Raw genomic sequence first — 14,229 nt, 5'->3', positions numbered from 1 at the left:
GTGCTTGGGTCATAGAATAAACAAAGGCGCTATGAATAGCGCCTTGGGTGTGTGTTGTTAGGCTATCTAAACGCTATCAGTACGCTAAGGTAAAGTTAGCGCTTGCCCAGCATCAAGACGGCGCCAATATTACGGGCGGTATTGGTCAGATTCGTTTTGGCGTTCGCCAGCACATCGTCCAGTGGACTTAAGTGTGGAATGATGGGAAAAATCGCCGCCATACCTTGCTCGAGTACGGCATTAGCATTGTCGCCAAGGCAACCCGCAATCCCGATAGTCGGAATATTTTGCAGCTGCGCTTGCTTTAATACGCCCATCGGGGTTTTGCCAAATATGGTCTGGCCATCGATTCGGCCTTCGCCGGTGATGACAAGATCCGCGCCGCGAATTTTGTCTGCCAGTCCCACTGTTTGCATCACAATCTCAACACCGGGTTTAAGCTCGGCGCCTAAAAAGGCCATCACGCCAAGTCCCATTCCGCCTGCTGCGCCCGCGCCAGCTTGGTTACGGTGATCGGTGACGCCGCTTTGGGCAATCACATCGGCATAGTGACTTAGTGCTGCGTCTAAGGTACTCACCATCTCGGGTGTTGCGCCTTTTTGCGGGCCGAATATGGCAGAAGCGCCACGCTCGCCACACAGCGGATTATCGACATCGCAGGCCACTTCAAAGGTACATTCTTTCAGTAGTGGATGGGCGTGGCTTATATCGATACTGGCAAGTTGAGAGAGCGCAGCGCCACCTGCACTTAAGGTTTTACCTTGTTTATCTAGCAGTAAAATATCCAGCGCTTGGGCCATACCTGCGCCGCCATCGTTGGTTGCACTGCCGCCCAAGCCTAAAATAATGTGTTTTATCCCGCGATTGAGCGCATCACAAATCAGCTCGCCCGTACCATAACTGGTGGTGAGCAGCGGGTTACGCTGATCCCTTGGTACATGGTGTAAACCCGAGGCGGAGGCCATTTCAATCACCGCAATCGTGCCTTTGGCTTGCTGGCCTAAAATGCCGTAATGGGCTTTGACTTTATGGCCGAGTGGCCCCATGACCTCTAAATTGACAATGCTGCCGCCAGTGGCATCGACCATAGATTGCACAGTGCCTTCGCCGCCATCGGCGACGGGGATTTTGACAATCTCACAGTCTGGGATCACTTGTGTTAAGCCTTGTTCGATCGCATTAGCCACATCAAGTGCGCTTAAGCTCTCTTTAAAGGAATCGGGGGCGATAACTATCTTCATTCAAAATCCTACAGCTTTTTGGGCGCACGGATGCGCCCAAGGATGAGAAAAGTGCGGCTTAGAGCAGCACTAAGCTTAGTACATACACGGTCAGCATTGCGGTAACGCCTTGGATAAGGGTCGCCATGGTTTGTGCTTTATAGGCTTGTTTAACGCTCATGCGGCTAAATTGAGTCACGACCCAGAAGAAGCTGTCGTTGGCGTGGGAGACTGTCATGGCGCCGGCACCAATCGCCATTACGGTTAACACTCGGCCCATATCACTGCCAAGACCAATATCGCCCAGCATAGGCGCGACTAAGGCCGAGGTTGCCACTAGGGCGACGGTGGATGAACCTTGCGCCGATTTCAGTGCGGCGGCGACGATAAAGGGCATAAAAATACCCACCCCTAGCGCCGACAGTGAGCTACCTAGGTAGTCGCCGATAGGTGTGGCTTTTAACACTGCACCGAAGGCACCACCGGCACCGGTGATCAAAATAATCGGTGCAGCTGCAACTAAACCTTGGCTGATACGTTCGCTAAATTCGGCAATCTTGTTATCGCTTTTCAATAGCAGCAGTGACAGGAACAGACCGATAAGCAGGGCGTTAACGGGTTGGCCAAGGAAGACTAACAGGCTGAATAGGCCTTCTTTGCCCAGTGGTGCAGACGGGAAGTTGGCGATAGAGCCTAAGCAAATTAACAGGATAGGCACAAAAATCGGTGCAAAGGCCTTTAATGGGCTAGGGAGTGTGCCATAGCTTTGTTTTAAGGCTTCAAAATCAGCTGCCTGAGCTTTTAGTTCTTCTGCGCCTTCGCCATCGGGTTCAACACTGGCAAAACGGTTCGCCCATAACATCCCCGCAAGTGCGGCAACGGCAGCAACAAATAAGCCGACACCAATCACTAGGCCTAAGTTGGACTCTAGCCCTAAGTTACCTGCCGCGGCGATAGGGCCTGGTGTTGGCGGTACAAAGGTGTGAGTGGCATACAGACCTGTGGCTAACGCCACGCTCATGGACACGCTCGAGACCTTCATGCGGTTGGCCATGGATTGTTTAAGCGAGTTTAAAATGACGAAACCCGAGTCACAAAACACCGGAATCGACACTAAATAACCGATGATGGACATAGTGAGTGTTGGGAAGCGTTTACCCAAGACTTTGATCACCACGTCCGCCATGGTAATGGCGGCGCCGCTCTTTTCGAGGATGATACCGATAATGGTACCTAACACGATCACCAGACCGATATAGCCGAGGATATTACCAAAGCCTGTGGTGATGGTTTTGGCAATATCGCCACTCGGTAAACCGTAGGCGAAGGCGGCGATAAAGGCGGCCAGAATTAAGGTTAAAAACGGATGGAGCTTAAATTTTGAGGTCGCGATAACAATAAATGCAATCACGCCAATGAGGATGAGCACTAAGTTCATATGTTTTCCCGTTCAGTCTTGGCTGAAGTTCTTAAGTGGTTTTGGCTGTTTTTGTAGGGCGCAGCCTTTATTTGATCCCAAGTCCAAATAAAAGCTGCTTTAAGGTCAGCCTATTATTGAACACTGTCAATTGAATAGCTTTGGGTAAATCGACGGAATTACGGGCAGAACTGGCCCTTATTTTGTGCGTGTGCACAAAATAAGGGCCGTGAATTCGAATGTAATGCTAAGAATATTGTTGAAGCAACGCGAGCCGCGAGTAGCGCTTATTGACGACGGATAAAGGACTCGACATATGCCGCGGTGCGGGCATTGAGGATGGGGTCGTCCGACGCTGCTATGCCTTTGGGCAGGAGCAGAGGGTTAAAGATGCTTCTATCACATTGTTGCACTTGAGGATCGCTGTCGCGCTTGCCATCAATCACCACTTGCCCGACGAGAATGCGCGGACGGTTTTCGGGCCAAAGCACTGTCGGGTTATTAATCTCATCGCCTTGTTCCGCTAACTGAATATACAGATCCCACTTGGCAGGTTGAGACTGAATTCTATTGAGCAACTCAGGCTTGAGAAAGTCATCATTGAGCTGTGCCAACGCTTGCTGGGTAAGGGCTTGCGTGCCCGCTACGGGTTCAAAAATCCATTTACCCGCAATGCTGTTATTTTGCTTGTCGGTAAACAGAAAACTGTTCACCCCAAAGTACTGGCTATTGGCAAAACTCGGACTCGGCGGCAATTGTTTGAGATAGTCGAAAAAGGCTTTGGCGTCGGGCTTATTATCGATAAGCCATTGCTTACCTTCGGCGCCTTGCTTGCTCTTGGTTTGGAACAGATAAAAGTCCTCTAGGTTACTGGCAAAAAACATCGGCACATTGGTGGTCACAAAGTTGAGGTTTTCCCGCTCGCCATCGATTTTTAATGACATAAAGCGCCCCGGGGTTTTATCGGACAACTTAGGGTTAGTGCCGCCGAGGGAAAAACGAGCGGTCACTTTGATGGGATTTTGATTAAAAAAGGGAATGTTGAGTGAATCGTGCAATTGGGGATTGGGGGCAAAGTAACCCGAGGTACAAAACCCTTTTGTATGATTACGCAGTTTAACTTTTTTACCCGCCTCGCGACTCGCCGCATCTGGCGTACCGTTTACTGCATCCACTAACTCTGGAATGGTACGCTCCGCCGCGCTGGCAAGTGGGGCGACAAACACTGAGCCGACCATTAGGCACGCAGTGGCGAGTGAGCTGAGTTTGGCATGATATAGCTGCATGGATTTCCTTCCTTAACAATTTAACCGTATGGGTGTCTTGTGCATTGATAGGAAAGGACGAGGCGAAATTATCTTTCACTCATTTTGTGAATATCTGGCCAGAGGACGGCAAAACTAAGCCAAGACTGCTGGATTATGCCTGAGCTTGTATGAATGAAATATCTTGGCTAATTTCAATTTATTCATTGAGTTAACGCTTGCTGATGTTGAGTTTTAGGCTAGCGGTGATATGGGGCACTACTCGAGTCGGTAATTTGAGGTATCTATCAACTGGCCAAGATAAAGGCTTAACAATCCGTGGAGGGAATGGATGTCACTCTTGGTGAGTTGCTGAATTTTATCTAACCGATATCTTAGGGTATTTCGGTGAATAAACAGCGCATTGGCGCATTGCTGTGCATCACCAAAGTGAGTGATATAGGCGGCTAGGGTTTTGCGTAGCTGACCATTTTTATCGGCCTTGGCTAATTGTTGGTAGGGGCTGGCCAGCGCTTGACCACGCCAATCATGCTTGAGCCCAGATAACAGCACTTGCAAGGAGTAGTCTTCAAACAGGTATTTAGTGCCCTCGGGGTTAAGCTGCTTGCCTAAGTTCAAGGTTTCCTGCGCGGTTTGGTAGGAGCGTGCAATGCCGCCTTTTTCAGGGAAAAAATGTCCAAGAGCGATTTTAAAATTTAAATCCATCTGCGCCGGTAAACGCTGCAGCAGTTTATCGATACGCTGGTTTTCAAGCTCAGGATCCCACTGTTTACCATCCAAAAAGGCCGGTTTTAAGATCACCAGTTGCGACATCGAGGTCATGGCAATTAAGTTGCCGCGATCGGGATTTTGCAGTAAATGCAGCACTTGCTTGAGGATTTCGCTGACTCTGGGATTACGCTCGTCCGCGCTTTGCTCGCTCTGAGCTAATGAAGTAAACGCAGCGGATTTTTGCTGGGTTGGCGTGGATTGTTTTTCACTGACTTCAATTATGGCGGCCACTCGCGGCAAATTGATATCGATGTCGAGTTGCTTGGCCCAGCGATGCAATTGCTCATCGTCATCGGTTTGCGCCTTAATCAACTGCAAAATAAATTCTTCACGCTGACGATTTTCCCACTGCAGCTGATCCTGCTGGTTGGCTTGTTCGACAATCATTTCGGCGGTCATTTTTAGCAGCTCACCGTAGTGGGTTAACTCGGCTGGATCGCCAGTAATACCAATCACACCAATAATTTGCCCTTGATAATGCAAGGGTAAGTTGATGCCGGGTTTGACACCATGTAAACCAGAGGCCACTTCTTCACTCAGTTCCACATTGCGGTTTTGGGCGATAGCGAGCAGCGCACCCTCGTGGGTCGAGCCAATACGTTTGGGATCGCCGGAACCTAAGATCACGCCCTGACCATTCATCACATTGATATTGTGCCCAATGATTTTCATGGTGCGACTCACAATTTGTTTAGCGATGTGTTGATCCAAAACGTACATAACTCACCTTAATTTTCAAAGGATTGATACAGAGGTTCGCCTAAACGGCGACGCCATAAGGGTAAAGGCAAACGACAGAAAAGGGCAGGTGTTTTTTTATCTTCTATACTGAGAATTGAACCTAACTCTTGTTAACCTATTTTTAACAATTGAGTTGGGGAAAGGTTATGGCGGTATTTTGTTCCCTTAAGTGTCATTTGTCCCTTTGTGGACAGGGCGAAGGATATCACGATGAAAGTCTATCTCTTACCTTCTGTACTCAGTATGTGCGTTGCGGCAAGCCTTCAGGCGCAGGCCGCTGAGTTCAACGTTAATCACGGGCAATCCCTCTCGGCAGCGGCAGGGTTGAGCCAAAAACACAGCTTTAAAGAGGTCAAAACGGTAACGCTCAATAAAGGTCAAAGCAAAACGAAAGCGTTGCAGTATTTCGATGGTGTGCTGGTGTATGGCCATCATCTGGTTGTGAGCACGGATGATACAGAACAAAGTGCCATGGGGGATGTGGCACAAATTGCGGATGATTTTTCGGTAGCGGCAGGGATTTCTCAAGGGCAGGCGATTGCGGCGTTGAATCGGTTATATCCAGGTTCGGCGGCAACCGGTAAAAAGGATGTGCAACTGGTGATCTTGATGACCGAGGATAACCCGAGGTTAGTGTATCGGGTGTCTTACTTAAGCGATCAAACCGATGCGTTATCTCGGCCGACAGGTTTTGTCGATGCGCAAACCGGCGAGGTGCTTGAGCACTGGAATGAGATCATGACCGCCAAGAATAACGTGGGTAAACCCGGCGGTGGTGGAGGCGGTTCAGGTGGTAGCAGCACTCCTTTTGATGCAACGGGTCCTGGCGGCAATACCAAAATCGGTGGTTACTACTACGGCGATGCTTACGGTAAACTTAAGGTGAGTGAGTCTAATGGTACATGTACTATGACCAACGCCAATGTGAAAACCGTGAACATGGCGAACTCGACTCGTCGAGGTTCTGTGTTCACCTTTACTTGTCCCGAGAATACTTATCAGATGGTCAATGGTGCTTATTCGCCTTTAAATGATGCCCACTATTTCGGTGGTGTTATTTTTAATATGTATAAGGAATGGTATAACACCAAACCATTAAGTTTCCAGTTGGAGATGCGGGTGCATTATGGCCGTAACTATGAAAATGCCTTCTGGGACGGCTCGGCTATGTCCTTCGGTGATGGTGCGAGTTACTTCTATCCCCTCGTGAGTTTGGACGTTTCCGCCCATGAAGTGAGCCACGGCTTTACCGAGCAGAACTCGGGCTTAAATTACAGCGGCCAGTCCGGCGGTATCAATGAAGCGTTTTCGGATATTGCCGGTGAGGCGGCCGAGTTCTACATGCGTGGCAGTAACGACTGGAAAGTGGGCTACGACATAGTTAAAGGCAGTGGTGCACTGCGTTATATGGATAATCCGCCTAAGGATGGCCGCTCAATCGACAATGCTGCCAATTACACTAGTTCCATGGATGTGCATTATTCCTCAGGGGTGTTTAACAAAGCTTTTTACACTCTGGCTACCAAGAATGGTTGGAATACTCGCAAGGCGTTCGATGTGTTTGTGTTAGCGAACCAGCTGTATTGGACACCAACCTCGACCTTTAACCAAGCGGCCTGTGGCGTGCAGCAGGCGGCGAGTGCCAATGGTTCTGCCTATCCTGTGGCGGATGTGGCTGCGGCATTTGCCGTGGTGGGCGTGAGTTGCCAATGATATTGAGAGCCGTGCAGTGTTTTGAGGGACGCTTAGGTCGCTCGACTAAACCTTTCTAAGCTCCAGTTTTTGAGTTCTAGTTTCCGAAAGCCCCTTAATGGGGCTTTTTATTGGGATTTGATTAGGGTTTACATAGGCTTAGAACTTGCCAGCAGGCCTGCGATACGCGCTTGAAGTGTGGGGAGCTGTTCGCGCTCAAACTCGGGATGCTGTTTTAGCCAAAGATTGTTGCGCGGGCTAGGGTGGGGCATGACCATCAGCCTAGGCCAATATAACGACCATTGCTCAATGGCTTGGGTCACTGTGATCTTCTTGTTCGTTTGAGGAGTGGATACCACTATCGCTTGAGAGCTTAACGCTTCGTCTGTGGTATCTATGGCCCGTGTGCGCGGTAGATGGTAATCAATGGCATATTGGCCAAGAACCAGCACTAATTCTATCTGTGGCATCAAGGCCAATAACTTCGCATGCCAAGTTGCGGCGCACTCGGGGCGTGGCGGTTTATCACCCTGCTTTTTTCCATTGCGTTCAATGGTTCCCGGAAAACAAAATCCCATCGGCACTATGGCAAACAGTGCGGGGTCATAAAATTGTTCCCGACTGACATTAAGCCAAGCGCGCAGCCGCTCGCCACTGGCATCGTCGAAGGGGATGCCCTTATGGTGGGTTTTTACGCCGGGGGCTTGGCCAGCGATTAAGATCCGTGCTTGGCTACTGGCTTGTAAGATGGGTTTTGCTGGTAGGGGCAATTCGCCCTGACACAGTTGGCAAGCGCGGATTTGTTTGAGCAATATACTGAGCTCGGCTGAGCCGTTTGGCTCGATAGCTGGGTGCGACATGTCTGTCATCATCAAGCCCCAAGTTTGCTCAATAGATGGTAGAGCCAATACCCAAAGAGCGCATAGGAGGCGACTAATACAAGGTAACTCAATAACTTGGCGCCCAAGGCTTTAGTCGGAGCCTCGGCATGGGAAGCTAATGCAATATGGCCCAAGATAATCGCAAACAGGGCGCAGGGCGGCAGTAGATAACTGATGCCTAAGACGAATAGGGCACCAAGACTGAGCAGCCAGTTCGCGTGTTGGTTGCTGGGCTGATTAAGTTGGCGTAACTGCAGCGGTAATAAAACCAGTCCAACGCCGACAATGATCATGCCGAGATTGAGTGCAAAGTCACTCCAAGCACGGTGATCATAAAGGGTTAAGGCAAAGGCGAGCAGAGGCACTATCAGTGCGGTCAGCACGTGGCGTTTGGCAAAGAGAGGATTACGATACTGACCCGCAAAAAAGAACAGCCCCTGCATCAATGCGTTGATAAGGGTAAATCCACCCAGTCCGACGATGATAAATAAACTCGCCGTGCCACCGCTGGAATCGAATGCCATGGCAGGGGTAGCGAGCAAACTTAAGCCTATCGAGGCGGGCAGAGGCGATAAACGCCACAAACGCCACAAGCAACAAGTGAAGGACGACATCTAAGATCCAATGATAGTAAACGCACCGAATTAACATCCGCTAAAGTGCCAGTAAACTCAAGGAATACCTCACCTTCGGCGTAAGTTTTGCCTCAGAGTCTGATCTTATTCAAGATTTTGGTAGCTGGAATAGACTGGACCCGTATCTAAAGCGCGGTGAGTGTTAGTTGGTAATAAAAAAGCCCGCAGAGCGGGCTTTTGATTATCAATAAACGCAGATTAGAGCTTGTAACTCATGCTCAGCATCAGCATTTGTGCGGTGTAGTCATGGCTGTTGCTGCCAAAGCCTACGACGTTCCAAATGCCATCAACGGCGATATCGTTAGCGGCGTCATTGTCCTTATAGTTCTCAATTTTGTAATCGAAGCGTAGCGCGAGTTTCTCGGTCGCTTGATATTGAGCGTATAAGTTAATGTTATGGACTTTGGCAAAATAGTCGCCATAGTCGCCGGTGATACCTTGTCTGACTTGAGTGTTACTGTCGGAGTCTGAGTAAGTGTAATCCAGACCTAGGCGTAACTTGTTCTCCAGCAGATTGTTGTAGCTGATGCCTGCGCCAACCACATCCACTTTGTCTTCAATAAAGCCAGTCCAGGTTGGGGTGCTGTAATTGCTGCTACCCGCTTGTTCTGATTCTATGGTTTGGTGGTTGTAGAAGGCCGTTGCCAGTAAGTCAGCGGTGATCATATAGCTGATATTGGCATCGTAACTGGTGTCTTTTGACTCAGTTAAGCCAATCACAGTATCGGTATAATCATCCAGCGCATAACGGGCACCGAAGTCTATGGTCAGGCTTTCGAGTGGCGTATGGGTGATGCGTGCTTCGATTTGGGTTCTGTCACGGTCAGCCAGGTTGTACTTACGTAACAGGCTGTTGGTTTCAGAAGACGTCCATTCAGACGCTTGGTATTGTGAGCCGTCACGGTTGCCGTAACTGCCTTTTACCCACATGTCCCACATGTCGAAGCTATTGACGCGCAAACGGGCCCAAACGGTGTTCTCATCTGTGCTTTCACGGTCTTGATACTCACGTTCGTCACGCTTGAAGTCATAACCACCATCGAGCTTAATGCCGTGGGTAATACGATAATCCGCCGCCACTTTAAAGCGCTGTGTGCGGTTATCGTAAGGGGTGTTATAGGCCACTTTACCACTGACATTGTTGATGCTGATCTGAGTCCACTCTTCGATTGGGGTATTGTTGTCACGATCGTAATAATCGTAACTACCCGTCAAGCGAAGGGAGTTGCTGACCTTGCTCACGACTTTGAGGTTCATGCCCAGCAGATCGACTTTGGCGTCTACCGCATCCGTTGGCAGTTGATAACCGTAGCCAGAGGTCACCAGTGACTGATCTTGGCTCATTTGTCCGGTTAAAATACGGCCAGACAGTGAGTTACTGCCGTCGTTATACTGACCCATCAGCGACACAGTGTGTGACTGGTTATCGGGATCGAGTGCAATGGCACCAGTCGTTTGCGCACCAAAGGTGGGGTTGAAGGCACTGTCAAAGTTCAGCTGGTTGTATTCATTTTTGAAAATTGAACCATTGTAACTGAGCGCTGTGAACCAACGATCGCCTTTAAGTTTCACGCCCGCTTCTATGGTGTCAGTGGTGTAATCCACGGGTTCTGCCAACATCATAGATTGGTTGAAGAAGCTACCAGAGGTTTGTTTTAAACCGGTTTTTTCTTCACGCATGTAGTTCACATAGGTGCTCCACAGCGATTCACCCTGATATTCGAACCCAAGGCCTGCGCGTTCACGTTTCAGTGATAACTCGAGGCTGTTGAGGCTGTCCATCAACAGTGGCATTTGGCTGCTCGAACCTGCGGTGACCCAGTTATCGGGCAAGGTTAAGTTATTGCCGCCGATACCAGAATAGGGCGAGAGGGCACTATTGCTATCGTAGGTGGCAATTTGGCGGTAGTTCAGATTGATATTGTACTGGCCTTGTTTGCCCGCATTCACATCTAAACGTCCGCCGTCCATTCCCAGTTGATAGGCTTCAACACTGGCGCGGTAACCTTTTTCACCACGGTAAGCAAGGTCTGCATCGAACTTGCCCGCAACTTCGTTTTTAGAACCAAAGGCATTGGCAGAGCGAATGTCCTCTTCGCCATTGTAACCTACGCCGACACCGACAGTGCCAGATACGCCCGTTTCAACCACGCAGCCTTTACAGCTCCATGCTGAGAGTTTCACTTTGTCGGTATTGGCATTGGCGAGGCCATAACCATCGGCAGCTACGGCTAAGCTGGTGTTGGCTAATAACGCTAGAGTGATCAAATTGAGTTTGAATTTCATCTTCTCGTCTCCTTAGCGCTGTAATAGCTTGCCAGATGGATGGTTAGAACCATGGACCTGACTATGGCAATTTAAGCAGCTTCTTCCACCCGTAAAGGCATTGTCACCGACATTTGAACCTAAACCAGTGTTACCTAAGTAGGCATTGCTGGCGTGGCCATCGCTGGCGTGACATTGCTGACACAGCTGCGGCGCACGGGTTTTCAGCATGGCATCGTTCACGCTGCCATGGGGATTATGACAAGTGACACAGTTTTCAGTGACGGGTGCATGCTCCCAGAGTTTTGGGCCGCGCTTCTCGGCGTGACAGGAATAACAAGTTTCGTTAATGCTTGGCTTGTTCAGGTCAGAATCTGTCATGCTCCCATGGGGATTGTGACAGTCGCTACAGGTCATTTGTGCCCATTTGAGTGGGTGACTTGAGCGTTTATTCATATCCGCTTTTTGCTTAGTGTGGCAGCTTGTACAGACGTCCATCTCAGTGTTTTTAGATAACACTGGGTCTTTCGCGACGTGTACTTGGTGGCACGAGGCACAAGCAACATCGGCATTGTCATGGTGACCGCCATTCCAAGACATACGCTTATCGTCTTGGTGACAGCTCATACATACGCTGTTTTGCTTGTCGGCACTTAAGGTCGATTGCTTACCAAAAGTGATCATCGGCTCGTTGCCGCCCTTGTTGTGTTGACCCATAGGTCCGTGGCAAGCCTCACATTGTAGGCCAGCCATTGGGCTCTTAGTGGAGTCAATAGCGCCGTGGACGCCTTTGAAAAGGTCCATCACTTTTTCGGATTTCTTGTGGCACATCAAGCAAGAGTCGGCACCTTTAGGTGAGTAGTTGCCTTCGGCAAACTTCTTATCTAAGGTCGCTTCGACTTGCTCTGGCGTCATTTTTTCATCCCACTTGGAGGCGTGAGCACTCGGTGCGATGGCAAATGCCATGACTGCAGACATCATCAATGCCGGCAGTAGGTTTTTCATTTTGTGGCTGTTCTTCATAATAGGCTTCCCAATTTGTCCCAACAAAATTCAAGAAAGGGGGAGCGAACTCCCCCTGCTTGGGCAAATTACATTTTCACTTGAGTGTGATCTGCAACTGTTGGGGTATGGCAGTAGAAACAGGTTTCTGACTGTGCCGCTTGGTTGGCTTGAGTATAATCACCGTTCACAATCGCGCCCATATTTTCTAAGCCGTGGCCAATAGATTCTGGCGCGTGGCATGAAGTACAAGTTGCCGTGATTGGGGTGGTGTAGCTGCCTTTGTTAAACTCCATGGCACCTTTGACTTTAAATGCATCTAAGTTGAAGTCGTTGTGACATTGGGTACAGTTGTCACCAATAAGACCATTGGCTTTTTCAGCATGTGTTTTATGCGCACGGATTTCTAATGCCATACCAGTGCCTGAATAACCAGCACCCTCAGGTGTATGGCAAGTCACACAGGCATCAACACCCACAATAGGTTTATCGCTGGCATCTTTCGAGTGTGAAACCTGCTCAGTCATCACAAAGCCCGCATGGTAACCTTTATGGATTTCAAAGGTTTCGCTGTGACAGTTTTGACAAGCGCTGAAGTTCACTGAGTTCACATGGCGCATGCTGGGTGCATTACTTGATTTAGTACCGAAGACTAAGTCGGCTTTCATGCTGGTGGTTGTGCTATCTGCAGTACAAGCCGTCAGCGTGGTGCCAGTGTTACACATTTCCAGACCGATAAAGGTAAAGGCGGTATCAGTATCGCCAGCACCAAATGGCAGTGCAGGAGTAGTAAATACCAGTTTACCGTCAACTAAGGTCACACCATCTTGCAGTGCACCATCTTTCACCAGATCTTTAGCCACTTTCTTGTAGCCAGTTACTGGGCTTGGGTTATAGCCCATGATCGGGAAGTTAGGACCGACGTTAGTGATCGTTTCTAAACGTTTGATCTTATCTTGTACGCTTGCTGCATCGATGGCATTACCGTCTTTGTCAAAGACAGTCACAGTTAATACCGCAGTATTGTCTTCTTGACCCGCAAGCGTTGCAGACATACCTAACTGAGCCATAACAGCTTTCTTCTCAGCGGTTTTGCCTGTGTGTAACTCGGCAGTCCAATTGCTGTTGTGACAAGCGATACAGTTAGAGTTATCTAACTGCTGAGAGTGGCCTTTGCCTGCAGCAAAATCGATGTCTACGTGACAGCTAGAGCAAACTTCCATTGTTGGAATACGTGACCAGTTTTTTGCCTCGGTGAGCATGTCAGATTCTACGTGACAGACTTGGCAATTATCTTGGACTATATGTTGTGCAACTTCTGGAACTTTATTATTTTTGCCCCACGCTTTGTTGGCGTTGTGCACATTATGAATTAAGTGACTAAAGGCGACATGGGGTTTACCGCGACCATCCGCAAATTCTTGCGTATGGCAAGAAATACACGTTTCGACTTCAGTCGCTTGGTGATAAATCTTTTCGCCTTCCACGTGGCAAGTTGTACAGACTTCATGGCTGACAATATTTTTAGTGTATAGAGGAGCATTACCTTGGCCGTCGAAATCTTCAACCATTTCGGCTACGGGGACCGAAGTTCCGTCTGGTAATTTTCCGGCTGCAGACACGACGTTAAAACGTTGCGTTAATTGCGCATTAAAGACCTTATTGCTATCGAATGTGTCGAATTTAAAGGTATAACTACCGTTTTTATTATCAACATAGTTTTTCGATGAGCCTAGCCCTTGCCAGTTAGCACTATTACCAGGGCCAGTCGCCCCTTGAGGTATTAATTGCAGTGCTTTTTTGATTTCTAAATTAGTAAGACCAACAATTGGAAGGTCGTCTTCGTTTGTGGCGAAAACAGTGACCACAGGTGAGCCATTTTCATAGTTTACTTTAGTAATATCAAGGTTTAACTTGTGGATGGAACCAGCGGGTTCTCCACCGGGTTCACCGGGTTTACCATCGTTACCATCACTTCCACCACAGCCGGTTAAGGCCACAGTGACAACACTTGCTGCGAGCAGTAGTGCGATTTTTGATTTTTGTGCGTTCATCATTTTTTTCCCTGCATAGGTTTGGCATTACTTAAGCGCTTGTCTTCTTCGCCCGACAGATTCTTTGTCTGTGCTTTGGTCTCGAAGGCGACTTAAGTGGATGCTGGAAATAGAATTCCCCAAGGAAAGGCTAACCTAACATGCCCCTAAAATCTTCAAGGCCTTTGCTAATGTGTGACTTGGATCTTTCTATTTCTAAAGAGGTAGTTAAACCACAGGGGAAAAACAAATTTAGATCAAAAAAACGGCGGATTGTGAGATAAAAAATAAAAAAGAGAGAGGGGTT

General features: G+C 48.8%; 10 protein-coding genes. 1 reads left to right on the top strand and 9 read right to left on the bottom strand.

Translation table 11 applies throughout. The annotated features are described in order from the left end of the window. Positions 1–95: 95 nt before the first annotated feature. From SHEWMR4_RS13245 to SHEWMR4_RS13230, 4 genes are all read right to left on the bottom strand, one after another. Positions 96–1,241, bottom strand: a complete 1,146-nt coding sequence (locus tag SHEWMR4_RS13245; protein ID WP_011623271.1) for a glycerate kinase — start codon at positions 1,239–1,241, stop codon at positions 96–98. A 58-nt stretch (positions 1,242–1,299) separates the two neighbouring features. Then, positions 1,300–2,658, bottom strand: coding sequence for a GntP family permease (locus tag SHEWMR4_RS13240; protein ID WP_011623270.1), 1,359 nt, complete (start codon positions 2,656–2,658; stop codon positions 1,300–1,302). A 266-nt stretch (positions 2,659–2,924) separates the two neighbouring features. Beyond that, positions 2,925–3,923 carry a catalase family peroxidase gene (locus SHEWMR4_RS13235; protein ID WP_011623269.1) on the bottom strand — a complete coding sequence of 333 codons (999 nt, stop codon included), beginning with the start codon at positions 3,921–3,923 and terminating at the stop codon, positions 2,925–2,927. A 237-nt stretch (positions 3,924–4,160) separates the two neighbouring features. After that, entirely contained in the window at positions 4,161–5,393 is a 1,233-nt protein-coding gene (locus SHEWMR4_RS13230; RefSeq protein WP_011623268.1) for a sugar diacid recognition domain-containing protein, read from the bottom strand. Between the two features lie 231 nt (positions 5,394–5,624). Here SHEWMR4_RS13230 and SHEWMR4_RS13225 point away from each other — a divergent pair, with 231 nt between their 5' ends. Then, entirely contained in the window at positions 5,625–7,127 is a 1,503-nt protein-coding gene (locus tag SHEWMR4_RS13225; protein ID WP_011623267.1) for a M4 family metallopeptidase, read from the top strand. A gap of 128 nt (positions 7,128–7,255) precedes the next feature. On the opposite strand, the gene SHEWMR4_RS13220 is transcribed toward SHEWMR4_RS13225, so the two are convergent. The 5 genes from SHEWMR4_RS13220 to SHEWMR4_RS13200 form a co-directional block, all read right to left on the bottom strand. Then, positions 7,256–7,978 (bottom strand): uracil-DNA glycosylase family protein, encoded by a 723-nt coding sequence (locus SHEWMR4_RS13220; RefSeq protein ID WP_011623266.1) that lies wholly within the window; start codon positions 7,976–7,978, stop codon positions 7,256–7,258. Next, positions 7,978–8,601, bottom strand: coding sequence for a hypothetical protein (locus SHEWMR4_RS13215; protein WP_011623265.1), 624 nt, complete (start codon positions 8,599–8,601; stop codon positions 7,978–7,980). Before SHEWMR4_RS13215 ends, SHEWMR4_RS13220 begins: the two co-directional genes overlap by 1 nt. A gap of 219 nt (positions 8,602–8,820) precedes the next feature. Beyond that, a complete protein-coding gene (locus SHEWMR4_RS13210) occupies positions 8,821–10,908 on the bottom strand; it encodes an MtrB/PioB family decaheme-associated outer membrane protein (protein WP_011623264.1) in 2,088 nt (695 codons plus the stop codon). 12 nt (positions 10,909–10,920) lie between these two features. Continuing rightward, positions 10,921–11,910, bottom strand: coding sequence for a decaheme c-type cytochrome MtrA (gene mtrA / locus SHEWMR4_RS13205; RefSeq protein ID WP_011623263.1), 990 nt, complete (start codon positions 11,908–11,910; stop codon positions 10,921–10,923). Between the two features lie 68 nt (positions 11,911–11,978). Further along, positions 11,979–13,946, bottom strand: coding sequence for an OmcA/MtrC family decaheme c-type cytochrome (locus SHEWMR4_RS13200; RefSeq protein WP_011623262.1), 1,968 nt, complete (start codon positions 13,944–13,946; stop codon positions 11,979–11,981). Positions 13,947–14,229: the final 283 nt, after the last annotated feature.

It is taken from the genome of Shewanella sp. MR-4, assembly GCF_000014685.1.
Taxonomy (GTDB): domain Bacteria; phylum Pseudomonadota; class Gammaproteobacteria; order Enterobacterales; family Shewanellaceae; genus Shewanella.
This window is presented reverse-complemented; position numbering and strand designations above follow the sequence as displayed.